This window comes from Geminocystis sp. NIES-3709, from assembly GCF_001548115.1.
GTDB lineage: Bacteria > Cyanobacteriota > Cyanobacteriia > Cyanobacteriales > Cyanobacteriaceae > Geminocystis.
Window position 1 is genome coordinate 2,624,392 of sequence record NZ_AP014821.1, and the last position, 24,194, is coordinate 2,648,585.

The following is a 24,194-nucleotide window of genomic DNA, read 5'->3' on the forward strand; positions in this document are numbered from 1 at the left end:
TCCATAATTGCGGAAGCAAGGGGCTAGTGCATAAGTCCTATTTCTTTTAAGTAGCAAAATAGATTAAATGATCAATGTTATTTTGATTAAATATTCCCTAACAAGGTAAGGATGCTTAAAAATCCTTGTTAAACCCCTTGTTGATATGTCAATTAATATTGGTTCGGTACTTATGAAAATTTCGCTCAACTTTAGCATAACATAAAAAATTTTTTTGATGAATAATGGAATATATTTAGTAATTAATTTCGATAATTTCCGTATATTCAAACTGATTTTCACTTTTTTTCACCAAGGGATATTCTGTGCCATTAATGAGAATAAAATCTTCTTGACAATCTTCTTTTGGCGATCGATAGACTAAGATATATTGTTTATTAATATAAGGATTCATCTCCGTTTCTACTTCATTTCGCCATTGAGTTTTTGTGACTAAAACGACTAATTGATTCGCTAATTTTGGGATACATCTAGCTACTTGACGACGATAAATTTCATCTAAACTTCCGAAAGGTGAATCCATAATTATGGGAAATTTACTAGAATCTAAACCGACTAAACTACTTTGTTTTGACCATTCCCTAACCATCTCAATAATTGCACCAATAAAAGATAAACTGAGGATTTGATTTTCTCCTGTTGATGCCGCTACTGATAAAGCAATGCCTGATGTATTTTCAATTAAATTTAACTCATAATTTTCACTTAAACGAGGTTGATAAGGAGTAAAAGAGATAGAATTAAAAATTTCTTGAACTTTCTTTTCTAAGGCTAATCTAAATTGATTTTCTAATCTTTTTTGTACTTCATTAATACATTTTATAGATTCTTCAGCCGCTTCTATCCTTCTCATGATTAAAGCCTGTTTTTCTACTTTAATTTCTTGTTTTTTAAGCTCTTTTTCTAAGTTAATTAATTCTTCTTCAATAGTTTCTAATTGTAAATTAATTTCTCCTTGATTTAAAGTTAATTGTCGAATATGCTGATCTACATTGTCTAATTGTTTTTGTGTCTGTTGAATATTTCGATCGGGATATTGTCTTAATTGTTGATTTATTTTATCCAACTCATCTTCAATTTGCCCTAAATGATTACGCCAATTATTAATATTTTCTTGATGTTTATTTATTTCTATCCAAAATTGATTTTCTTGAGATTCAATATTATTAACTTGAGTTTCTAAACGAATAGATGCTTCTTCTATTTCATTACTTCCAGCAATATTCATCCAATTTTTTACTTGTTTATAGGGTTCATTTTCTGGATATAACTCCGTACCACAAATACATTTATTTTGAGTTAATAATTGTTGTACAAATTGCTTTTTTATACCACTAGGTAACTCTCCTTTTTGTCTTAAATTTTCGATAATACCCTTAAATTGTTGAATAGAATTTGATAAAAATGTTAAATAACTTCTAGTAGATAGTTCTTTTTTTATAGCTTGTTGAGTATTAACTAAATTTTTTCTAACTTCTTTTTCATCTGTTAATAATTTTTGTTTTAATAATTGTAAATTTTCGATGCCTCCCATGGCTAACATTTGTTTAGAAAGATTTTGTTTTTCTAAGTCTAATTGACTCAACCTAGCCGTCAATAAATTATTATCTTCTTTTAATTTTAATTGTAAAGTTTCTTGCTCTTTTTGTTGCTTAACTAAAGTTTTAATTTTTATATCTCCTAAGATATTTAACTCATCTTTTAAACTCTTTTGGGCATTTTTGAGATGAGAAATGGCTCTTTCTAATACTTTTACTCCAATTAATTCTTTCGTATCTTCTGCAATTTTATGTCTTTCTTCTACTCTAAAAAGATGATCAATATGTTCACCATCAAAGAAAAAATATTGATGTAAACTTCTAGGTAAAATTCTTTCAATTATATCCATTGGTTGTTCAAGAGGATGTTGCCATTTTCCATCATCTCCTGCTACCATCATGTATAATTGCGGTTGATTAATTACTATTTTATTATCTTTATTACGATGAGCAAAACACTTTCTTTTTAATTGATAAGTCTTATACTCATGTTCAAAAATTATTTCTACAAAACACTCGATCGAGCTTCCAAATTCTACTTCATTAATTGCCCTTTTATTTACTAATAATTCTGGAGAAGCAAAAGCAGATGTAAATCTTTCATAAAATACCCAAGTGAACGCATTTAAAAACATTATTGTCTATAATAGTTAAAATTATTCTTTGATCAAAAAAGATTAATCCCCTAATTGACGTACTAAGTACCCTAACCACCCACTAACTAAGTTGCTGATGACGATCGAAACTTCCTTCAAAACATCAAGATTAGAAGTACGGATGCACAATAAAATTGTGATCAACCAAATAGTTAACCCATAAAACACAAGCCCGTTTACAGTCATTTTCATTTATCCCACCTTATAAATTTTCATTGAACTTAACCAACCATCTCTGGTGAAAGTGTGTTCAACTTCCTGAATTTGCCACACTCCATTAAAAGCACCAAAACCCTCGATCGTAAAATTGATTCCAGCAATATATCGGTATTCACCCTCCACAGTTAAATCTCCAGAATACTCGTCGGCATTAGCTTGCCGTAATTTTTCCTGTGCTTTAGCTAAAGCCTGAAAATCGTTTTCAACCCGATCGTTGATGGTCAGAACATCCTTAGAATTATTGGGAGGATTAGCCTTGATTACACCACCAATAACAGGTTCACCATTGACCCCCTCATAAACAACCTTGACCGAATTATAAATACCAGATAATTTCTTACTCGCACGAAAATATTTAATATCTTTTCGATTTATGGTAAATTCTGACGGCTGTCCATTTAATTGAAAATAATTATAAAAAATTAATTTTTCACCTTCAATTTTAAATAATTGTCCGTAATCAGATCCTAACCTTGTCAAAAATTCTAAATCGCTCTCCTCATTTTGAGTAATTCTCTCAAAAGTAATATCAAAAACTGTTCCTACAACCTTTAACCCCTGACGACTTGCAACCGATTGGATGATTTGAAGCAACGTCATTTTTTCATATTCTTGGGATCTTTTTTCCCTTAAATTTTTAGAAAAAGGAGTTTGCTGTGCGCCAATTCTCAGGCGATCGCCATTGCGATTATCAAAAGAAAAATCTAATAAATCAATTTCAAAATTATTAGCCTCAAGTTTATTTTCCTCCCCTTCATATTGAAAAATTGCAGAAATCGCATCCCCTGTCGTCGGGAACCATTCCTTTTGCCAAATTTTTTCTCTGTCTTCCAACTCAATTTCAAGGTCAGGAGAATCTCCGTTAATCTTATCCCTATACCTGAAATTTAAAAGAAAATAAGTTATATCAGAGGTGACATCGACTCCTTTATAAATCACCCCAATAATAGGTTTTCTTACCTTTCCCATGGTGGTATGATTCTCCTAGTGATATTTTCCCGAACAGGAATAGATAAAATTATCCCTTCTGGAATAATGAAATTTCCTTGATAATTAGGATTTGCCTGAATAATATCAACATAATCATAAGGATTATTTCTATACTTAACAGCTACCGTATCCCAACGATCGCCTTGTTTTGTTTCGTACCTAAAAAATTGACTCATAATTTTTAAGAAGAATATTGAAAAGGATTAAGAGCAAGAGAACGATCAACAACTCTCAATTCCCCTCCTGCAAATTCTTTCAACTCCACATTGCACCCCAAAATATTAATAACCGTTTGCTCATCCCGAACACTGACCTTAAGCGGTTTTTCCCGAATATCGTTAATTACCCATTGCCCTTTATAAACTTCTCCAAAAACCAGAGATAAAGGACGTTTTGCTTCTGCTAAAGTTCTCAATTGCAAAATTCCCAATTCAGGATCTATTAATTGTCTGTGGAAAATACAATCAAATCTAATTTGTCCTAACTCATCCCCTACTTGTTGTAAACTTGGTTTTCCTTCCAATTTAGAATGAGTCGCAAATCCGTACCCACTTTTAAAATCAAAATTCTGAAAATCGTTTAGCAAAATCTCGATCGATAAATCCCCTAACGTCGCCAAAATTGCCATATATCAATACGTTTAGCTTTATTACTATTATAAATAAAAAGAAAAAAAGAAAATTAAGCCCGTACATATTTTGTACGATCGCGCTCAGAAATTGCTCTCTCCACAATCCTTGCAATTTCTGCACCCTCTGCCCGTAATTGCTCAATAAAATTACTATCATCTCTCCCACTGGTACTATTCAAAGTAATATTTACCGTAACAGGAGAGCTATTATTATTTGTAGTAACAGAACTTGATTCACCATAAACGGAGCTATTATTTACAGAAGGAGATTCTTTCATGATGGGGAAATCTGGAAAAGGCAAATAGCTCATCATCGTTTCTAAGACTCCCATATTGCCTTTGACTCCCTGAGCTAAAGTCTCAGGAATAGAAGCACCTGAATAAGTCAAATCAGAAAGAGGCCCTGTTTTAGCATCCGAAAAAGGTAAGAACGATCGCACACGATCCATAGCTCCAGAAATTGCACCCGTTACGGCTCCCACACTGGATTTAACACCATCTGCTAAAGCTCCCATTAAAGCCTTACCAGCGTTCATAAAGATTCCCACAAACCCTAAAATAATATCAGCACAACGATTTAAAGCGTCACTAAAAATTGGAGGAACTCCCAAAATTTCCTCAATCCAACTAGCGATCGCCGCAATAATTTTTAATCCTCCTCCCACAATAGCCGCAACTGCCGATCCTATTCCTACCACTACAGCACCCACAAAACCCACAACGGCCGCAACCGCACCAGTAAACACCCCTACAATTATTTGCCCAACGGCTGTTACCACCGCTTTTAAAGCCATGAATAAACCACTGACAATACCAAACTCCTGTACTGCTTTAACAAATTGTTGGATAAACATAATTACAGGAATTAAAGCCACTCCAATCGCAATGATTATCGCTACGATCGGAGCAAGAGGAGCGAGAAAAGCAATAGCACCAGCCGTTGCCGTCGTAAAAGCAGTCGCTAATCCTGCAAAAATTCCCGCAGAACTTAGGGTCATGATAGTTCCAATAATCGAAACCAGTGATCCCAAAGGAATTAATAATAATCCTATAATTCCAACTATTACCCCTAAAGCCACTCCAACTTTTAAAATCACAGGATTCACTTCCGATACTTTACTGATAAATTCGGTGAATCCCTTTACCAAAATAATTAATCCTTCCAATAATCCAGAACTAGCAATGGCAATACCTAAACTAGCCAAACTATTTTTAAGTAAAATCATTTGAGACTCAAAAGTAGCTGACATAATATTTAAACCACCTTCAAGGGTGGTTCCTTTACCAGACATGGCATTGGTCATAATCTCAAAAGATTTTGTCGCACCATTAGCAGAATTAGCCGTTCTTAAGGCTTCACCACCAAATTCACCGAACATTTTTTCTGCCGCAATTTGTGCCTCTGGCCCAGTCTTTTTAATAGCCTCAAAAAGTTGTAGCATCGCCTCTGTTCCTTTCCCTTGCAACATCATAGATTGCATTTCCGTCATGGAAAGACCGAGCATTTTGAATCCTTCCTGAGCCCTCGTAGTATTGCCATCTCCCTTCGCCAAAACATTGGCAAAATTCTCAAAAGCCCGTGCAGAAGTTTCAGGCACAATCCCTACATCTTGCATCGTTGCACCAAAAGCGGCCAACTCATTCTCAGTTATCCCTGCCGTTTTATAAAGCCCGGCTGTTCGTTTCACAAACTCAATAATTCCTGCTTCACCTGCGGCCAAAGAATCCCCTAAATTATTAACAACATTTCCCAGAGTTTCCAGTCTTTTCATGTCAGGAATGCCGTTTTCAAGCATTCCAAAATTCGCTGCTAATTTTCCTACCGCTTCCCCTGTTTCTTCAGCAGAAATGTCGAACGCCACAGACATTTGCGACACCAGTTTCGTGAATTCAATAACTCCCTCTTTACCAACACCAATTTTTGAGGCTTCTTCTCCGATCGTTATCAGATCAGGAATGGATTTAGGAATCTCTTTACTTAAATTAATAAATTCCTTTCCTAAATTATCTAATTCTTGATCAGCGACCCCAGAAATTCTGGAGAAAGAAGCCAAAGCAGTTTCGTATTCCGAAGCAACCCCAATAATCGCACCACCAACCATAGACATGGTATTGACGATATTATGCCCGACCGCCGTCATTTGCCCACCGACTCTTTGGAATTGCTCCCCCATAGCAACACCGCTCGTGGTTTGGTTCAGTTGGGATAATTCAGATTGCAGACGGTTAATTTCTCCCGTAGCCTGATCTGCGTCTGCCCGAATCTCTACCCTTAATTGTGCTTCAGTCATCTTTTTTGTTTCATTTGCTCATTAATTTTTTGCCTATAATTAATCGCCTGATGGATCCAGTAAATTCCTTCAGACGATTCAAATTCTAAAAATTCATTTAAGCTACAATTCAAAACTTCACAAGCAAAAATTATGTCTTCACCCGTACAAATTGTGGCTTTTTTGGAGTGACTAAGCTCATCAAAGGTTGAATTTCACCTGCTGGTAAATCAAGTAAATCATCATATCTCAAAACTTTTTCATCAATCTTGACAAGCAAACTAATTAACCAAAACACAATAGCACTGGCATTTCCGTTTGCCATTCTGTTGGCTTTATTGTCATGCTTAATTTTGCGCGGTTCAGTCAATTCAATAATTTTATCGCCCAAAAAATAAGTTTTTGGGTAACTCTCTACACTTTCAGGAGTTAATTGTTTTGTTTCAAAAATCACCTCTTGAATAGCCAAACTAATACCAGCGTCAAACTCCTCAACCGTGTCACTGGTCAAAGGTGCATCATTTAAGTAACACACATCAGCGATTAAAGTAGAGATAAAACCACCCCCATTAGCTTGAGCCGTCAGGGCCTTGAGCATATCTCTACCTGTAGCTATTCTTCTAATATCTAATCGCCCTTGCTCAATTTCGATATATCCTAAATTTTCCATTATCTACCTACCAAATTAATTAATTCACCATTAACACGAATACCAGAATTACTAATCGCATCAACCTCAAAAAATGTTTGACCGTTCACTGTCAGGCTATAGTAATCCACAGCAAAAGTAGTCTCAGGTTTTGTCGCCTCACCCTGAGTAAAATTACCACCCTTCATCATTTTTGGACGCACTCTTAATAGAGCGGTATATAGTCCAGAAACAGGTTCCCCCAAACTGTTAAAGGTAGCTTGTTCACTCCTTAATTGAATCTGAGAAGTAATTATGGGATTGTGCATTAATTGAGAAATTTCAGGCGGTTGATGCAACCAAACAGCTGAGGCTTCCATTTTCTGAACAGAAGCGGGTAATTCCACCACACCCGCCATTCCCAAAGAACCATACTCTACCTGAGCTATCTCAACTTCTGGTAAATTAAAACTCTCACATAATCCTGTACCCTCAATCCCATCAACATAAAGTCTGCAATTCGATAATCTCCGAATCATAAAATTAAACTCCTATAGGTTCACGGCCAATATTCAAAGAATTAGCAAGGTTAATGTTTAAATAACTCAAGAAAGTTAATCTTTCAGCAGGAGGAGACGGTAACATCTCCACCCTAAACACCAATTGCCCGTCTGCAATTTGTTGAGATGGATTATCACTAGGCTCGTAATAAACCTTTGAACCATCCAGTAAACCACCTTGATTAATCAAAGTACGGAAATAAGCATTAATACTATCGAGAATGGCATCAATGAGAGCGTCATTGATCGGATAATCGACATATTGCATTGCAAATAAACGAATTCGCTCATTGATTACGATTTGGGAAAAGCGAATATTGATAAAATTATCAGGATTAGAACTATTAGGAAAAGCAAAAGATCTATTCCCCCACGTCCGTATTCCATTACCGAAGTAATTAGCGTAAGTAACAATTCCATTGGCATTAAGATTATTGGCTTCCGTACTTGCATTGCCGGGGATAAATTCTAAAGGTAATTCAGTTCCCACAATCCCTTTAATCTCAGTATTAGAAGGACTCCACCAAAAACCTTTACTTTCAATTTTGTTAGCCCAAACCCCTGCAAATCGTTGACTAAAAGGCTCAAGTGCTTGGGCATTTGTCACATTCCGAAACGCTTTTAAGTGAGGGTAACAGCCCACTAAACGAGAACTGGAATAATTAAAATTGATTGTACTATTAGGCCCACGCCCTGAAATCACGTCACTATAAGCAGTGCCAAGAGGAGCATCGACAACAGCCATAGCGTCAATCGTATTGGCGATCGTATCTAAGGCAGTAGTAATCGAATTGATGCTCGAAAAACTTGGAGCAATTAAAATTTTAGGGAAAAATCCGTAAAGGTTAAAGCTATCAATAAAAGCCTGTAACCCTGTTCTATCACCCTCTTCAGTAGTTTCTCCAATTATTTGAGATAACTGTACAGTACTAGGATCAAAATAAGTGTAAGAAACTTTGACCGTCGCACCAGCTAAAATACTTCCCGTACTTTTTCGGGTAATAACTCCAGTCACACTATTAACCGTGTAATCAGTGTTTAGCACATAGGTAGGAGTACCACCAGAACCTTTGACCACAACACCACTTAATCCTTCTGGTAATTGAATTGTGTCACTAGCGGTAAAAGTTTTATTTTCCTCAGTAACAGAAGTTTTATTTCCTCCAGTGAAAAAGCTATAAGTCACTTCCACAGTGGCATCTTCAGCAATTGCACCGCCATCAACTAAACTAACAATCCCCGTAGCGTAATCAACAATGTAATCGTCTTCTTCGTCATAGGTAACAACATCACCATCAGTGATTACAACCGCAGAAAGTCTGGGAGAAAGAGTAATTATTCCCTCCTCAAAAGTAAATTCTTCATCTTCAATCTCAGTAGTTAGTACAGCGCTATACCCATCAAGAACATTGACAACAATTACCGTTACACCACCGCTAGAATCAACCTGATCAAAAATTGCATTTAAGGCTTGAGGAATCGTATAACCAACTCGATCGCTACCAAATAATTGCGCCGCTTGACGTTTGTTCAAAACCTGAACAGGCTCGTTCAAACTGCGATCGGCTTCATCCACTAAATACATTGGAGCAGTACCAATTAATCCAATTACTGCCACATTCGTTTGTCGAACTGGACGCAACCCGACATCAACTATTTGCGTTTCCGAACCATGATAAAAAGCCATTAATTAATCTCCTCCTTTAATAACCCTTTTTTAAACCAACCACGCACGACCCGATCCTCTCGATCCAATTGATAAACCTGATTTGGATGTAATACTAAATCTCGAACAGGATTATTCAAGGAGACACAAGCTATAGCCGTACCCACATATCGATATTTTCTAATCATCAGTTTCTCCTACGAAAACATTGCCAACTTGAAGCCCTTGCAAATTAGGCAACTCAGCATAATCAATCTTTTGCTGAGAATAACCACCGTAAACATAAGCTGTAAAACCACCTTGAGCCACCCAGTAATCTTCAGCCATTCCCAAAAAATTAAACTTATTGACGGTAATCGGACGGTAACAAAGGCTAGGTTTAAAACCCCATAGCAATTCCTTGAGTTTATTTAGAACTGTATAGAGAGATGACCTCAACGCTTTTACTCGAATATCTAACTTATAATTGACCACTTCCTCAGCAGATTGCTCTCCTAAAGAGTAGCCTTCTAATTCAGAGTCGAGCCATTGAACCGAAACCCACCCCGTACCAGCGACTGAACCCCATGAGCTAGGCAATTCAGGTAAACACTGAACCACTATTCCCAACTCCTCACGAATTGGCAATAGCTGAGTAATAATTTCCTGTTCAATAAGTGCGTAAGTCATGGCAGTAAAACCTTTTGAGCAATTTCCATAATTTTTTCTCTATCTTGATCACTAATCCCCAAAAATTTTCTTTCAGGCATTTTACGAGTACCCGTCTGATGGAAAATCCCATAATTTTGACTAGCGGTTACGATCGCAACTTCCCCAGAAATACTAGAACTAATCGAACTGATCAAAGCACTTGTTTCTCTCAGGATTGCACCTGACTTCTTGACCTTTAAAGTATTAGCAGATAAAGCCGTCCACTTATTCCCATCAGGATCAGACTGTTTAGCAAAATTTAACTTAGTACTACGTTCTTGATAAAGTGCCGCTTTCTTTAAAAACAAAGTGACATTATTCAACTTATCAACAGTGGCATTAACAACCTGAATCGCATTACCAGAAATAGTTACATCAACCACTAGCCTGACCTCCCCATACCGTAGTACGAATTAGATAACCGTTTATTCGTTGCCCCAAAATTTCATTTTCTTGATAAAACGCAGAAGCGATCGAAGGAGAGTAACGAAATTTGTAAGAAACGCCATCCACCAAGGCATCCGCAAGGACTTCAGGCTGAATATCTGAAGACAAAACTTTTGGACTAATACACCTACCCTCAACATAAATTTCCTCCTGATTCGATTCGTTCATCAAATTGGACATTGGCATTTTCTTTTTTTCAAGGAAACAAGACACCGAATAATCCTCTAAATTGTCCTCTAAATGCCCAAAATCACCATATACGGGTTCACTTGAGCGAACCTTAAAAGTGACAGTAGCATTGGCAAAACTAGAGAACGGTGTCGTCATTTAATTCTTGTAATCTAAGGGTGATTGCTTGTTGAATTCCTTTTCTGGAATCTTGAGTTTGTAATTTAATTAATTCCTCCCTATCAAAACTTTTAGTAATAATTTCTTCAGCTTCTTTTACGGTTACTTGAGTCAAATCAGCAATAGAAATTTTTGATTCTTGTCTGTTAGGCTTGAGAGAATTACTACCCAATTTTGCAGGTAAATGGGGGATTGGCTGATCATCTTCAGATCTTGTGGAAACCTCGAAACCCTCAAGATTCCCCTCAGTTTCTGGGGCTGATTTTAAAATGTCCAGAACTTTTTTCTCAAGCCAAACTTTAACCACAGGATGAACTTTAATAAAATTCCATTCCTGTTCGGGAACAAAAAGATTAATCCCCGGACTGAAAGAAACCTCTCCCTTGCCACCAACATAACGAACAGTTATACTACGAGCTTCATTATTTCGGATAGTGACAGTTCTCATGTCTCATATTCCCTCCGCATATCTGAGAGCAAGAGGTTTGTTGATCTGAACCCCTCCTGTGCGCATTCTGCACACAACTCTAAAGTCCAAGTCTTTTTGCTGTACAGGCATTTGCTCAAAATCAAGAGGGATATGGAGTTTTAGCTTATCAAGACGTTTCCGATAAGCAACCATCATATCTAAACCACCCGTACCTCTACCCTCAAGATAAGCCATAGGAATCATTGCCTGAATTCCCCCCGGAGTCATTCTTTGTGTTTTCAAGAAAAAACTACCGATGGTTTCACCACTAGCGCTATTTGTGGGATAAGGAGTTTGCATCACTCGATCGAATTGATCAATCGGTAAAGCTAAAATCTCAGGAGTCTCAACTCCAGCCGTTGCAATACGAGTCGCAGAAACAAACTCCCTTAAATCTCTGTAAATCTGTTCGGGCGTTTTAGTTGCAAAGGTAGTACTCGATCCCGTGCCATCATTGGGAATCGTGTAAAAAGGAACGTTTGGATAATTGAGAAATCCCAATAAATTGAAATTACTATCACCGTTGTAAGCTAATAAATCAACTTTTCTTTCTATGACTTCCCTTGCTCCGATCGCCATAGAAGAATCAATGTTCATCCCAGCGTATTCAGCAGATTCCAGATCTTCAATCCCGTACTCGTAACCGTCAACAACAGTCCGTACATAGCCTGTTCTTTTTTCAGCATAGGCGTTGATCATAGGAATATCATTTCCCCCATTTGCCAAAATTGCAGCCTCACCTAAAAAAGTGAGTATTCGGTAAGAATAGGTTTCTGCACCGCTAGGCACATCGGTAGAGATATTGATTGCCGATCCAGAACTCATCAGCATTTCAGGAAAATCCTGTTGGATGACCTCGTTCTGGACATATTCTAATTGTTCATTCAAAAATATAGTAGAAACCATTAATTACCTCTTATTAAGGAATATTTAATTCTAAAATTGCTAATCCTGCCGCAGTCGTTTTGCAGGCCCAACGAACATTGGTGAGTTGATCTGCCTTTGCTGTGTCCGCATCAATACGAAAATTCCCCGGCACTAAAGCGCTGTTAACCGTGTGCCGTAAAAAAACAGGATCATCCATATCTACTGCGATCTCTGAATAAACCCAAACGTAACCTCGTTTTTTGACAGTAATATCATCTCCGATCTCATACTGTGCCGATGCTGTCGTATTCAGTACACCAAAACCATCATTACTATCTCCTGTCTGTTTATGGGTGAAACACGAGACTCCCATAAACAAAAATCCCGTAGCACTTGGTAAAGCAATTTTTGGACGATTCTCGTTTCCTACGGCACCACCATAAACCACACCTACCCCAAAAGGAATTGCCGTATCACTATAAGCCGTAAAACAAAATTCATCTGTAGCAAAGGCTTTCATTCCTTTTAATAGCTTATCGTTTTGAAATCCATAACTTGTTTGAATAGGCATTATTTAGTCATCCCCGGTAAAGGTCTATTTTTTCTCTTTTCGGACAAATCGACCATATTGGATTTTTTCTTACCCATGCTATTTAGCTGATCGAAATGTTTATTAGTCTTGTCGATCGCATCCGTTCTTTCATTAGGCTTCAGAGCCTCATAAAGTCCATCAATGTAAGCGTCTGACTTATCTTTGAGGTCAGTACGATTATGGACTTTTTCTAAATAAGCTCTTTTTATATCAGGTACTTTCAAACCATAGTCAGTTTTGAACTGTTGATCTTTATCCTTGATACTAGGCAAAACTTCACTCCAAACATCCATCCGAGCAGAAATTTCAGCACTCAAAGAATCCTGTTTAATTGCCTCATCAAGTTTGAGCTTAGTTGCCTCTAGTTCACCCTCAGCTTTGTCTAATTTTGCTTGAACCTCAGAAACTTTAGTTTCTAAACCAGCCTTTTCCGTTTCCAAACTTTTTAACTGACTATCAAATTTTGTTTGAGCCTGTGCGATCGCTGTCGCAATAGTTGGTTCAACCTGATAACCAATCCCGTCTAAATGAACCGTTACCGTCATTTCCTTTCCTCCCTCATCATTTTTAACCTCAAAATCATCAATATCCGTACGAAAGCAATCTAAATGCACTTTCACATTTTCTCCTGCCCTACCTCTTGGCAAAACAGCGAAATGATTATACCTTCGATTTACTTGCTCAAAAGAGCCATCTCCTCGATCGACAATACTAGCCTTATATCCTGCTGATACTTGATTTTCCCCAGATTCAACACTTTTAATTAATTCACCATCAGTAATCACCCCCACAACTGTAAGAAAATCTTGATTTACCACCATGCCTTGTTGCGTCATGCCACGCTCAAATTCACGGGTATTTTTACTGTCAATTAAAATATATTGATCATTTTTGCGAGGATGATTTTGGGTGATAGGTTTACCCCATACCGTGTTCAGAGAATCTTTATCGAATAATGTTTCACGCCCGACATATTCAGTCCGTGAAGAGCCGTCATCATTGCGATATACTAGATCCCCTACACGACTAACGGTCATCCAAACCCGAAGATACCCCTCCTCAGTTTTTTCAGACTTAAAGATTTTGCCCGTATCAACTCTTATCTCATCCATCTCTATATAACATTTAACTAATTAAAAGTATATCACTACATAACGATTAATTGGTACAAGTGACACAAAAAAAAGAAGGACGAATAGTAATGGAGTCGCCCTGATTTAACAGGGCATAAACCTAAAACTAAAACAAAATATCGTACTTATCCTGACACTTACCTAGCGCTGTGCCAATCTCTACAATCTGGTCATTAGTGAGTGTCCAGAAAGTTTTACCATACTTCTCCTTGATATAATCTTTCATTTCTTCCTTGCTGATTGATAAGCGAGTGCGATGGTGTTTTAATCGTTTCAGCAAATCCGTCCATTCGATTTCGATTACTTTTGTCTCCATAATTTTATTCGTTCATCTCATTGATAATGTTTTGAACTTTGTTTCTGACTTCATCATCAGTAGCAACTGCTAGAAATAAAGTTGAAAGCGAAGAAACAAATAAAAATTTATCGGCTTCATCTTCAAAATTAAATTCTCTATTAAAATATTTGTTCATGGCAAGAACGGCACATGATACAACGTCAATCATTAATTCTTCTTTTTTTGTGTCCATTTTTTCTCCTATTAATTAAACGTGGCGGATATTTCACCGCCGTTGAGTGATTTATTTAGTTGTGTTGCGAACGAGATAAATCAGCTAAAAATAAGTCGATAATTTCGTCAAAAGTAGCATCAATCGTTATGTCTTGTGAAGACATCCAAGAATAAGAAATAATAAGATTAGTTAATACCAATGAACTTGCAATAGGCAAGTTTAAACTTTCTACTTTTTCCAATGCTTCTTTTTGTGTCATTGTTTGTGTCCAGTTATTATCTCCCATGTGTTTATTCTCCTATCCAAAGTTGACGGCTATCTTGTACGATCGCATTATCTAAGAGTGATAGATATTCGGTTTTAAGTTCTTTGTTAGTCTGAATATCTTTTACCTCATGCCATGCTGACGAGGGCAAATTAACAGTACTAATAATTTTATTTAATCGTACATAATCTGGTTTTCCATTTTTGGTTAAGACACCGTAACGTTTGCACAATGCCGTTTTATTGACAGTCGAGTTATCTCGCAAAAACTCAGATTCTTTGTAAACCACTTTTTCAACTACTTTTTTCTCGATGACCTGATAACCTAAAATTTTTTGTTGTATAGGTTCGGGCAAGGCTGTAGAAATATAATGACGGGTATCAAGTAAGTTTTTCTCCGCAACAGCCCGGTCTTTTTCGGCATTCGCTAAGGCGAGTTTTAAAGTCAACTCTTTGATAGTGTCCTGGTGCTGAGTGATTAACTTTTTGGCATGGGAAAAAGATTTAACTAATTTTAGTTTTAACTTTTTGACTTGAGGAGTATTGCGAGATAACGTCATCAAATAAGTTGCTTGGTCTTCGTTAAGATATGCAAATTTGACTTCATTTACTGCTCTAACTGAATTTTTGACAGTCTCGGTTTTAAAACAGAGGTGTCCAAACGCTTGTTCAATCTCGGTTTCATTCTCTTTAATAGTTCGATAAAATTGAGCATGACTAATACCTAACTCGATCGCAATCAAACGAGAATCGACAACATCTCAATCCTCTGATACATTATACTAAAAATATGGAAATTAAAAATATACAATACAATACAGAAGGCGAACAATCTTTTTTTACATTCGAGAATACAAGTGGACAATACCTTGTCTTAGTAGAGCAAAAAGTAAGTTTTTTTAAGAATGGAATTCTTGCTGTTCAAACCTTAAAAGGCAATGATTTAATTGTAACTTTAGTAAAAAATGATCCTGTATATAATTTAGTCGATTCTAATGTAACTGAACTAAATCAGATGGTTCGAGATGTTGACCTGATAAAAGAATTTATCAAGTTTATATTGGCAACAAACGAAAGATTTGCTATCGCACAATCTACGATAGACAAAGCCTTAGAGAACGCAACAATTTATGGAGAAGGCTTCACGGCATAGTTTTCATACTCATAAACATCCCCCGTAACGTAATCAAATGGAATTCCTTCGGGGAGAAATACAAATTCATTCTCCTCATTCCCCGCGAACATTCTTCCGCCATTTTTATTGCTACTATGTAAATAAGTTCCTAAAATTCTATGGTGTGGCACTTTTTGGATTGTTAAATTAGCTCCTGCGACAGCTTCAACAGGCATAAAAGCACTCCCAGATTCTGCTGCCCCCCTAACAATTACTTTTTGTTTATCTCCAACATCGAGATTATTTCTTTCCATTGTACCGTCTGATTCTGTTCGATAAATAGTAAAAGTTCCATCTTTTCTGTTGTTGTTAGGCATATCTATATTTTGTAATAACTCGTAAGTATAAGCCTGAAAAGCAATCATGCTCTCGTCATAATTTTTATATTTTGATACATGGTTATCGTAAACAGTCTTTGGATCAGAATAAGAACTCCAATAATAATCACTTTGAGGCACTGTTCGAGATTTCGCCATCAACCATTTCAATGGAACAGTCCCATCCGACCATGAATGACTTGCTTGTGTTCGTTGCCAGTCATCAATAGCACTGTAATCTCCGATTGTATTCACATAAGATTCTAGTTTTCCCATAATAGAATCATCCCCTTTATCTCGCAATCCATCAAATAATTTTCTATTTTCGTCATAAATTTCATTTTCGGAAGTATATATTAGTGAGGAAGGTAATTTATCTATAATCCCATTAGCTTTTAGTCCTAAGCTATGTTTCACAAAAGAATCTATGTAATCATTTTTATATTGATCTGCTTTTAATGTTTTTGCTATAGAACCTAATCTACTAGCTTCGTTTGTTCTTTCTACAAGAGTTGTTCTTAATACTGATGGAAGTGAATCAAAAACATTCTTATTATTTTTGATGTGCTCAATCTGAGAAAAAACTTCAGTTATTTGTATATCTCCATAAACCTTTCCAGTTTTACGATTAGCATCTCTCATTGTAAATAGTTCAGTCGGGTAACGATTCCATTGATCTTCTTTTAATTCACCCATTGCCCGATACCGTAATGCTCCCCCATTATCAACACGATAAGGAATACCATTATTATCAACAATAATATTGTCAGCACTAACTCCTATTACGTCCCAATTTCCTAAAATAGCATCAATAGCAAAATGCTCTTGTATTTTTTTGTGAATAGCTTTTAATTCATCTCCACTAAAGCTAGATAAAGGTTTCCCCTCAATAAATTCTGACAACTTAATCCCCTTATCATATAAACGAGTTTTGGGAACAGGAACTCCTAAAGCCTCATATACCTGATCGGCGTAAAACTCCTCCTCAATATGCCCTTGACTAGCTCCAGTTTTTCTGACATATCGTTTGCCAGTCGAAGTGTCTTCCACTAACTCAGCTCCAGTACTTCCCCCTAATTGTCGGATAACAGTTAAATTTGTTGGATCTTTAGGGAAATCTTGAGAATCAGACTCAGATAATTCAGGTTTAATAGGTATGTTTTTTGCAGGTTCTATCGGTATTGCTTGTGTTGAAGATGTACCTAGTACTTTTTGCTTCTTAAAAGTACTAGGTACAATGAAATTAGGCTTTTTATCATCAAAAGGAGCTTTACCACTAATATTTAACCCTGTATCCTTAGCCCGTGCCATTTCCCCTTGCATCCACTTCAAATCATCCTCATCGATCCAATCAGGATCGACAGGAGCAACGGTACTACGACACCGCCAATGATAGGCAGGTACAGAATCAGTAATTTTAATAATCCTCAAGTGACGATACCTACACCAAGGAGTCGTTCGTTGATCCACCAATGCAATGATTTGTAAATACTCAGCACCATAGCCTTCGTACCGTTTTCTAGCACCTTGATTAAAAGCAGTAATAGTTTCGGTACGAGCGATATTTTCCGCCCTTCCTTTAGTCGTACCCAAAGCACCCTGAATACTTTTTCGCAAATTATCAACCGATCCACCCCGTAAAAGATTATCACTCACCGCATCCATAATCTTTTGCGCCGCATCTTCACTATGCTTCTTTAATCTTTGTCTAGCATCTTGGGCGATCGCACTAGCACCAATATCAATATTTCCAAATTGTTGTACCAATTCAGGAGGATTACTAAGAGCCTCTTTCATCAAATCAGCATACTTTACCCCATTAGCAGACTGAAGCTGTAATAAGTCTTTCATCTCCTGTTCAAACTTTTTCTGTTCTTTGGGAGACAATAACTGACGGGCAATTTTTAACTGATTTAATTTTGATAATTGCACCTTAATATAATCAGGGTCAGCACCATCAAGAGAACCGTACAGCTTCACCATCTCACGACTAACCTGAGCAAAAGAACGATCGAGCGATTTCTTCACCCTGTCCATCTGCTCATCAGTCAAACCGTCCACAGCATCAAGAGTCTTTTCTGTAATCCCCAACCAATCCTTAACAGCCATTAAGTTTTAATAATGTAATTCAGAACAATGTAAGGTTGCATATTATTGTGTGCCACGCCACCACCCGTATTGTTGACACCAGCCGTCGTGCCATTAATAGTAATTCCAGTACTAGCCTCATTGGTTCCGTAAGCATCGGCTGCTGTACCCGTAGTTTCCCCACCATCCCCAGAAGACCCACTATTAAATTCCGTAACGACATAATCAATGGCATTAAAAAATTGATCCTCAAACCCAATGTGTTTGTGTTGTGGATCAGTGATGGTGTGAGTATGCTCAACGCCCGTGTGACCGTGACTAGGCATCTCATCCGTAGTCAGAGTATGGGTAGCCGATCCACCTGTTGTAGCTAAATCAAAACCTGTTCCTACTCCTACAGGTACTCGTGTTCGCAAATCAGGTACTCTAAAAGTTATCCCCGGTGAACCCGATCCATAAGTAGTTCCTAGAACTGCGAACAAATCTGCATAGTCTGCTATTGCTAAATCCTGACCTTGACACAATAAAAATCCATCAGGAGCTGAACTTCCTGCAAATAATTGAATAGCACCAGCAGGAACAACTACAACAGGCTCTCCCCCTCCTTCGATCGCATCTTTGAGCCATTTTGTTCGATCGACTAATTGCTTAAATTGAAGATTCGGAGAGTTAATCTCATCCCCCCCTAAAGCTACCGTTGTTGTCTCGACTCTCGTTACAGGAGTCCAAGTTGCACTTTCAGAAATAGTTACCATTTTTCCCTCTTTATTAATCCCTTAAAGTCCACAAAGCCTTGATCGAAAGCTGACAAGCGTGTCCGTAACAGTTGTCAAAAATAATCCCCAAATTTTGACCAGTACCACCGTTTACCCTAGTAAATTTAATCTCGTCAGTGTTATCATCGGCTGGATCGTGATAATCGCTGAGAGTACTACCAGTAAAGCCGTTGACAGTTATATTCAAAGCATCAAATTCTAAAACCGCCGCAACAAATTCTTGATCACCATTGACATTACTAAAAACATCATCAGTAATTAATACAAATTCTTTTACTCTGGTATAGCCAATTTCTACAGTAGAATCTAATCTTAAAATAGTCCATTCAATAATCCCGTGCCGTGTAAAATCTGGTATCCGATAAATTACGGCACTATTTGCAGGAATCTCTCCACTAAGACTATGCTCTACATTTTGATGAGACTGACTTGTATTTAAAAATCCTACTCTATCTGAGACATTGGCAAAGGTACAGACATTATAATTTAAACCCCTACCAATATCAGTGTTATTGTAGAAAACCTTACTGGTCAAACTACTGCTATTAATACTTTTTGCTCCTTGAGGTAAGGTAGAGAACCCATTATATAAGTAGATATTTGTACCTTCACCATCAAAAATGCTAGTAGAAGTACCATTGGTAAAAGTAGGTAAAACACCAATTACATAAATTTGACTAAACTCTAAATAACAAAAATCATAATCACCAAAATTTCCTCCCTTTAAGAAAATTTTGTTATCCATACCGAAGATAATACAGTAAGCAGAAAGAGGAGAGCCTATTACCTCACAATCAATAAAATTTACAATACTACCCGTACAATAAATAAAGCCATCGTACAAAACTGATTCTGCATCTTCCTCAAAACTACAATCTTCAAAAGTAACCCGTTGATTATCGAAATAAAGACAATCTGAAGTAGCACTAAAACTAAAAGCAACCCCTGAAAATTTAATTCCAATATTATCTGCACCCGTGACAAAAGGAATAGTATTAGGAGTTGACAAAGTTATACTAACTGTTAATCCAGTTCCATAACTTTTAACAGTAATCTCTTGGTCATATAATTTATTATCACTCCAGTAATAATTGTAATTAGCTACTTGAGGTACTACTGGACATAAATCTAAACTAGGGTTAGTTAACGTTCCTTCAACATTAATAATCGGGCGAAAACATTTCTCCAAACTCAAAACATTTATAGCTTTTTGAACAGTGGCAAAAGCTGTTTCAAAAGTTAATCCATCGTTGGTATCATCACCGCTCACCGTATTCACAAAATACTCGATCGTATCGTCATGCACCGTAGAAGGTTGATAACAGGGAGATAAAAACCCTAAGTTATCAATCAAGTCGTTGTAATTTTGGCAAAAAAGAGAAGCGTTTGGATGAGTCGGATCTTCAGGCACACTGGGTATGTCATTTACATCCTCAATAATTGGTACTTTAAATTGGTCTAGATCCACCTTACCCCCTTAATTAATCACAGAAAAAATCCAATAATTGTAATTCATTAGTTAATTGTAATTCATTTCTTAACTGTAATTGAGGGATACATTCAGGCGGATCAGGATCAGGTTCTCCATTAGCAATACATTGTTGATAATTACTAATATCTATCAATTCGTCAAATTTTCCATCATAAATTTCCAGTCCGTCATAGGAAAAAGAGCCATTATATTGCAGTGGAAATAAAGGGAAAAATCGGTTAGAACGGGCATTTTTCCACGCTTCAATTAACCCATTTATTAAATCTATTTTTTCAGGGTCAACGGGTTCAGCCAAATCAACAATAAATCGATCCCATCTTCTTCTATTGTAATATTCTGAACCGTTGTAAAAAAAGCCATCGTAAAGTAAACAGGGATTTTCAACGATCGTATTTACTTCAATTCCCACAGCTTCCAAAGCCTCTTTAATAGCAGAAGGTGTACCCGCTTTTTTGTGCAAGGAAACAGCAGATTTAATCAAATTTCGTTGTTTTTCCTCAGTATCAGCTAAAGCCCATCCCTTATAGCCTAATACGTCGAATTGTTCGGCTAAATGGATTAAGACGGAACTATCCACAGTATCGATTTGGTAAACCAATAATCGGATCATATCTTGGCAAATAGTAGCCAATTTAAGCAAGTGAAATAAAGTCTCAAATTCCTCGTTTCTTAAGGGTGGTTGCAACGGAGTTGGATCAATAGGACAGGTCATTATTCTTCACTAACTCCCACAATATTAATATCAAAATCAGTAATTAAAGCCCGTTCATTAAAATTAATTTTTATCGCTTCTTCAGGTTCATAAACCTCTACTTGGTACACCCCCGGAACTTGCAATCGAGAGATGATTTGACTAGGGACAATATCTATTCCTAATCGTGATTGAACAAACTCAACATATTCCTCTAATAAAGTATTTAATTGAGTAGTTAATTCTCCTGAATTAGCATTAATATTTATAGTAATTCCTATCGCTAAATTTTGTTCAACCTCAATAGCAGATAGTACTTTAACCGTATCTGTTAACGGTCTAATTTCCTCATCATCTAAAAAAGTTTGTACTTTTTCTATTAATTCCTCTGAAGGTAAACCCGTATTTGTTAGTAAATAAACATCCACAAAAAAGCGAGGTAGTTTAATATATTGCCTAAAAAATGGAGCAATATTTTCAGCAGTAAATAAATCAATATCTACCCCAAAAGGTTCTAAATTTGTTCGCAATAATTCTCCTAATTCTAAAGCTAATTCTTCCTCTCTTTCAAGTCGCACAATGTCACTAGGAGAAGCAACTCCCACATCTGAAATACTAGGATCAGAAGATAAAACCCAAAATTTATAAGCATCTCTACTACCAGCCGTATTGAGTTTATTGGGAGCAATTAATAATCTCTTTCTATATCGATCGTCACTTTCTACCCCACTACCAGAATTAGAAATACTGGTATTCGTGACCGATTCAATATCAGAAACTAAATCGAAAAACTCACTAATTTGACCAATGGCATAACCGTTCGCTTCTTCTCCTGTTACTGTACATTCTGCCTGAACTGTTCCTGAAACTTGTCCAGTGGGAATAACTAAATTTTCCGTTGTTGCGAATAGGAATAACCGATCCTGAGTCCTAACTCTTGTACCTTCTGGAACGATCGTATCCACAAATCTAGCACCACCCAAACTAAATTCTAAAGTCACGATCGCACTTTGTGGCTCTAATCGTGGTGTCTCCCAAAAATCCCCTAATCGATCAAGATTCACCCCATTAGCAAAATTTACCAAACACTGTTCACCCGTATATTGAATGAGAGAATCGGTCACAGTTTTTAAATAAGCGGCCCAATTAGTCAATAAACTTTCAGGTTGAGCGGGGAATAATTCCTTGCCCGTCAACTCAGTGTATTTAGCTTTTAATTCCGTTTCAGCACTGAGAGCATCAGGCACGGCAAAAATTGGTCTAGGAAAATTTGTCATATAATCACCACCGTTATTTGTTCTAGTACAGATTGTTTCACACGCCACTTTACTTCAATCTCGATCGTTCCCAATTCCGATTGATTGAACCGAATATTTACCCCATCAATTTCGATCCTCGGTTCCCAAGTCAACAGGGACTCATATACTTCCTTAATTAAAAATTGTTTGACAGCCGTCTGAGGATAATCAATATAATTGTGAATATTACTGGCAAATGTAGGACGGTGAGGATCACTACCTTGAGGAGTAGTTAAAATTATTTTTATACACTGCTGAATATCCTCAAAGTTTTCAACAATTGATCCGAACTCTCCCAATTTTGGCGACCAATTAAGAGACTGAATTTTATCAACCGAAACAACCATAAACTTTAGTAAAATATTAGTAATAATTATATCAATAATTCTTATGCTGAAAATTGCTCGAATTGGGGATGCTATAAGTCACGGAGGAGAAATAATAGAAAGTTCTCCTGATTGTTTTGCCAACGATCGCAAAATTGCCCGATTAGGAGACGCTGTAATTTGCTCCCTTCACGGCACTCAGTCAATCGTAACCGCTTCATCTAATCTATACTGCAACGGCATTTCCGCTGCTAGAATTGGCGATCAAATTAGCTGTGGAGCAACTATTGTCGAAAGCTCAGAGGACGTTTTTAACTAATGGAAGCAGGAATAATTATTGCGGCGATCGTTGGAGCAATCACAGGCGTTACCAGTATTGGTACTCTCACAGGCTGGATATTAGAGAAATTTGATAAATCTCTGGAAAAAATTCGCAAAGAAATTTCAACGGCAAATCAAAGTTTAAAAGCAGAAATAAAAGCAGACATTCAGATATTATCCAATAAATATTACAGCCGTTTAGACGAGCAAATATCAAATAATCGACAAGCACTTGCACTTTTAAAAGAAGAATTTAAAAGCGAAACTATACTAAACAAAACAATTCAAAAATCTATCTTTCAAAAAATAGAACAGCTAGAGAAAGAATTAGAAAAAATCTAAATTTTTCTTGCCCATTCACGAGCAATATTCGCAATTTCTTGAGCTTTATCAATCCCATTAATTACCCGACGGGCATTATGGAAATCTACTACATTATTATTAATATAATCTTCAATACTCATTCCCGTAAAAACACCATTTTTACATCCATGAACCAAAATAAATAAAGAGATATTTGGTTCTAAAACTTTATCAGGAAAATTTACTAAATCTATTCCCAAAATTCGAGAGTATTTTTGATAATTTGCCATCCATGTAATTTGTACAAATCCCCTACCATAAAAAGGAAAATAGCGTAAATTTTTACGTCTCCAATCTTCACTTAACCAGTAGGCTTCTTTCACTGGTTTAAACGTATTTGCTGTTTCCCATTGAGCGGTCGCAAGGACATAGGCGATTTGATTTTTTAAATTTAATCCTTGTTTTTTGCACTCACTAATAATTGCGTTAGCCGTGCCTTCCTTAGTCGAAAAATCATGATCATTGTCTTGTTTAATAGTGTTTCTTTCTTCCTTGAGAGCTTCAATAGTTGTTACTCCCAACCAATCATGCTCACCTAACCATACGCTATCTTTAAACTTATTTAAGGCTTCGGTAGTTTTTTCTCCAGGGTCGCCATCAACCTTTAAATTATACCCATATTTATTAAGTAAAATTTGCAACTCTTTCGCCTGTGCAAAATTTAATTTAGAAATATGAATTGGTGTTTTTATTTGATTTAAAACAGACATTATAATTACCCCTAATAATTACTATTAAATAATTATAACATTCCCCTAAATTAATGAATATATAGAAAAAATATTAAGACTAATTGACTAATTATTGAAGATTATTTTAATCATAAAAGAAGGCTCATTTTGAGCCTTTAAAGTCATTTACTGTAAAA

Annotated in this window: 31 protein-coding genes; 3 read left to right on the forward strand and 28 right to left on the reverse strand. The window is 36.5% G+C overall.

Going from position 1 to position 24,194, the window contains the following annotated elements:
- Nucleotides 1-235: 235 nt before the first annotated feature.
- From GM3709_RS10955 to GM3709_RS11045, 21 genes are all read right to left on the reverse strand, one after another.
- Complete coding sequence (locus GM3709_RS10955; protein ID WP_197671834.1) at nucleotides 236-2,173, reverse strand: ATP-binding protein; 1,938 nt, start codon at nucleotides 2,171-2,173, stop codon at nucleotides 236-238.
- A gap of 42 nt (nucleotides 2,174-2,215) precedes the next feature.
- Nucleotides 2,216-2,386, reverse strand: coding sequence for a hypothetical protein (locus tag GM3709_RS20485; RefSeq protein WP_158506720.1), 171 nt, complete (start codon nucleotides 2,384-2,386; stop codon nucleotides 2,216-2,218).
- On the reverse strand, nucleotides 2,387-3,382 hold the full coding sequence (locus GM3709_RS10960; protein WP_066119210.1) for a phage late control D family protein: 996 nt from the start codon (nucleotides 3,380-3,382) through the stop codon (nucleotides 2,387-2,389).
- Entirely contained in the window at nucleotides 3,370-3,579 is a 210-nt protein-coding gene (locus GM3709_RS10965; protein WP_066119213.1) for a tail protein X, read from the reverse strand. The genes GM3709_RS10960 and GM3709_RS10965 overlap by 13 nt, the downstream gene beginning before the upstream one ends.
- Nucleotides 3,580-3,584: 5 nt before the next feature.
- Complete coding sequence (locus GM3709_RS10970; protein ID WP_066119217.1) at nucleotides 3,585-4,031, reverse strand: phage tail protein; 447 nt, start codon at nucleotides 4,029-4,031, stop codon at nucleotides 3,585-3,587.
- A 53-nt stretch (nucleotides 4,032-4,084) separates the two neighbouring features.
- Nucleotides 4,085-6,325: a phage tail tape measure protein gene (locus GM3709_RS10975; protein WP_066119220.1), complete on the reverse strand. Its 2,241-nt coding sequence runs from the start codon at nucleotides 6,323-6,325 to the stop codon at nucleotides 4,085-4,087.
- Nucleotides 6,326-6,455: 130 nt separating this feature from the next.
- A complete protein-coding gene (locus GM3709_RS10980) occupies nucleotides 6,456-6,974 on the reverse strand; it encodes a hypothetical protein (protein WP_066119223.1) in 519 nt (172 codons plus the stop codon).
- On the reverse strand, nucleotides 6,974-7,471 hold the full coding sequence (locus GM3709_RS10985) for a phage major tail tube protein (protein ID WP_066119226.1): 498 nt from the start codon (nucleotides 7,469-7,471) through the stop codon (nucleotides 6,974-6,976). The genes GM3709_RS10980 and GM3709_RS10985 overlap by 1 nt, the downstream gene beginning before the upstream one ends.
- A 4-nt stretch (nucleotides 7,472-7,475) precedes the next feature.
- Entirely contained in the window at nucleotides 7,476-9,179 is a 1,704-nt protein-coding gene (locus GM3709_RS10990) for a phage tail sheath subtilisin-like domain-containing protein (protein ID WP_066119229.1), read from the reverse strand.
- Nucleotides 9,179-9,346 (reverse strand): hypothetical protein, encoded by a 168-nt coding sequence (locus tag GM3709_RS20490; RefSeq protein ID WP_158506722.1) that lies wholly within the window; start codon nucleotides 9,344-9,346, stop codon nucleotides 9,179-9,181. Before GM3709_RS20490 ends, GM3709_RS10990 begins: the two co-directional genes overlap by 1 nt.
- Nucleotides 9,339-9,827 (reverse strand): Gp37 family protein, encoded by a 489-nt coding sequence (locus GM3709_RS10995; RefSeq protein WP_066119232.1) that lies wholly within the window; start codon nucleotides 9,825-9,827, stop codon nucleotides 9,339-9,341. The genes GM3709_RS20490 and GM3709_RS10995 overlap by 8 nt, the downstream gene beginning before the upstream one ends.
- A complete protein-coding gene (locus GM3709_RS11000; RefSeq protein ID WP_066119234.1) occupies nucleotides 9,824-10,231 on the reverse strand; it encodes a phage virion morphogenesis protein in 408 nt (135 codons plus the stop codon). The genes GM3709_RS10995 and GM3709_RS11000 overlap by 4 nt, the downstream gene beginning before the upstream one ends.
- Nucleotides 10,224-10,622, reverse strand: coding sequence for a hypothetical protein (locus tag GM3709_RS11005; RefSeq protein WP_066119236.1), 399 nt, complete (start codon nucleotides 10,620-10,622; stop codon nucleotides 10,224-10,226). The genes GM3709_RS11000 and GM3709_RS11005 overlap by 8 nt, the downstream gene beginning before the upstream one ends.
- Nucleotides 10,603-11,091: a hypothetical protein gene (locus GM3709_RS11010; protein WP_066119238.1), complete on the reverse strand. Its 489-nt coding sequence runs from the start codon at nucleotides 11,089-11,091 to the stop codon at nucleotides 10,603-10,605. The genes GM3709_RS11005 and GM3709_RS11010 overlap by 20 nt, the downstream gene beginning before the upstream one ends.
- A 3-nt stretch (nucleotides 11,092-11,094) precedes the next feature.
- Complete coding sequence (locus tag GM3709_RS11015) at nucleotides 11,095-12,018, reverse strand: DUF2184 domain-containing protein (RefSeq protein ID WP_066119241.1); 924 nt, start codon at nucleotides 12,016-12,018, stop codon at nucleotides 11,095-11,097.
- 13 nt (nucleotides 12,019-12,031) lie between these two features.
- Entirely contained in the window at nucleotides 12,032-12,550 is a 519-nt protein-coding gene (locus GM3709_RS11020) for a hypothetical protein (RefSeq protein WP_066119244.1), read from the reverse strand.
- Entirely contained in the window at nucleotides 12,550-13,683 is a 1,134-nt protein-coding gene (locus GM3709_RS11025; protein WP_066119247.1) for a DUF2213 domain-containing protein, read from the reverse strand. Before GM3709_RS11025 ends, GM3709_RS11020 begins: the two co-directional genes overlap by 1 nt.
- A gap of 127 nt (nucleotides 13,684-13,810) precedes the next feature.
- On the reverse strand, nucleotides 13,811-14,020 hold the full coding sequence (locus tag GM3709_RS11030) for a hypothetical protein (protein WP_066119249.1): 210 nt from the start codon (nucleotides 14,018-14,020) through the stop codon (nucleotides 13,811-13,813).
- A gap of 4 nt (nucleotides 14,021-14,024) precedes the next feature.
- Nucleotides 14,025-14,234, reverse strand: a complete 210-nt coding sequence (locus tag GM3709_RS11035) for a hypothetical protein (protein ID WP_066119252.1) — start codon at nucleotides 14,232-14,234, stop codon at nucleotides 14,025-14,027.
- 55 nt (nucleotides 14,235-14,289) lie between these two features.
- Complete coding sequence (locus GM3709_RS11040) at nucleotides 14,290-14,502, reverse strand: hypothetical protein (RefSeq protein ID WP_066119255.1); 213 nt, start codon at nucleotides 14,500-14,502, stop codon at nucleotides 14,290-14,292.
- Between the two features lie 4 nt (nucleotides 14,503-14,506).
- Nucleotides 14,507-15,223, reverse strand: coding sequence for a Rha family transcriptional regulator (locus GM3709_RS11045; protein WP_066119258.1), 717 nt, complete (start codon nucleotides 15,221-15,223; stop codon nucleotides 14,507-14,509).
- Between the two features lie 47 nt (nucleotides 15,224-15,270).
- On the opposite strand from GM3709_RS11045, the gene GM3709_RS11050 reads away from it, so the two are divergent.
- Nucleotides 15,271-15,633, forward strand: coding sequence for a hypothetical protein (locus GM3709_RS11050; RefSeq protein ID WP_066119261.1), 363 nt, complete (start codon nucleotides 15,271-15,273; stop codon nucleotides 15,631-15,633).
- On the opposite strand, the gene GM3709_RS11055 is transcribed toward GM3709_RS11050, so the two are convergent.
- From GM3709_RS11055 to GM3709_RS11080, 6 genes are read right to left on the reverse strand one after another with little or no spacing between them, the layout of a single operon-like run.
- Complete coding sequence (locus GM3709_RS11055) at nucleotides 15,609-18,080, reverse strand: minor capsid protein (protein WP_066119264.1); 2,472 nt, start codon at nucleotides 18,078-18,080, stop codon at nucleotides 15,609-15,611. The two genes, GM3709_RS11050 and GM3709_RS11055, sit on opposite strands and share 25 nt — an antisense overlap.
- Nucleotides 18,080-18,814 carry a phage tail protein gene (locus GM3709_RS11060; protein WP_066119267.1) on the reverse strand — a complete coding sequence of 245 codons (735 nt, stop codon included), beginning with the start codon at nucleotides 18,812-18,814 and terminating at the stop codon, nucleotides 18,080-18,082. Before GM3709_RS11060 ends, GM3709_RS11055 begins: the two co-directional genes overlap by 1 nt.
- A gap of 13 nt (nucleotides 18,815-18,827) precedes the next feature.
- Entirely contained in the window at nucleotides 18,828-20,303 is a 1,476-nt protein-coding gene (locus GM3709_RS11065) for a hypothetical protein (RefSeq protein ID WP_066119270.1), read from the reverse strand.
- A 13-nt stretch (nucleotides 20,304-20,316) separates the two neighbouring features.
- Complete coding sequence (locus GM3709_RS11070; protein WP_066119273.1) at nucleotides 20,317-21,039, reverse strand: phage tail protein; 723 nt, start codon at nucleotides 21,037-21,039, stop codon at nucleotides 20,317-20,319.
- Entirely contained in the window at nucleotides 21,039-22,295 is a 1,257-nt protein-coding gene (locus GM3709_RS11075; RefSeq protein WP_066119275.1) for a baseplate J/gp47 family protein, read from the reverse strand. The genes GM3709_RS11070 and GM3709_RS11075 overlap by 1 nt, the downstream gene beginning before the upstream one ends.
- The gene (locus tag GM3709_RS11080; protein ID WP_066119277.1) at nucleotides 22,292-22,663 is read right to left on the reverse strand and encodes a GPW/gp25 family protein; all 372 of its coding nucleotides are present in this window, start codon (nucleotides 22,661-22,663) and stop codon (nucleotides 22,292-22,294) included. The genes GM3709_RS11075 and GM3709_RS11080 overlap by 4 nt, the downstream gene beginning before the upstream one ends.
- Before the next feature lie 43 nt (nucleotides 22,664-22,706).
- Between GM3709_RS11080 and GM3709_RS11085 the strand changes: the two genes are divergently transcribed.
- Nucleotides 22,707-22,961: a PAAR domain-containing protein gene (locus tag GM3709_RS11085; protein WP_066119280.1), complete on the forward strand. Its 255-nt coding sequence runs from the start codon at nucleotides 22,707-22,709 to the stop codon at nucleotides 22,959-22,961.
- Nucleotides 22,961-23,305, forward strand: a complete 345-nt coding sequence (locus GM3709_RS11090; RefSeq protein WP_066119282.1) for a hypothetical protein — start codon at nucleotides 22,961-22,963, stop codon at nucleotides 23,303-23,305. The genes GM3709_RS11085 and GM3709_RS11090 overlap by 1 nt, the downstream gene beginning before the upstream one ends.
- Here GM3709_RS11090 and GM3709_RS11095 read toward each other — a convergent pair.
- Nucleotides 23,302-24,036 carry a peptidoglycan-binding domain-containing protein gene (locus tag GM3709_RS11095; protein ID WP_197671835.1) on the reverse strand — a complete coding sequence of 245 codons (735 nt, stop codon included), beginning with the start codon at nucleotides 24,034-24,036 and terminating at the stop codon, nucleotides 23,302-23,304. The two genes, GM3709_RS11090 and GM3709_RS11095, sit on opposite strands and share 4 nt — an antisense overlap.
- Between the last annotated feature and the right edge of the window lie 158 nt (nucleotides 24,037-24,194).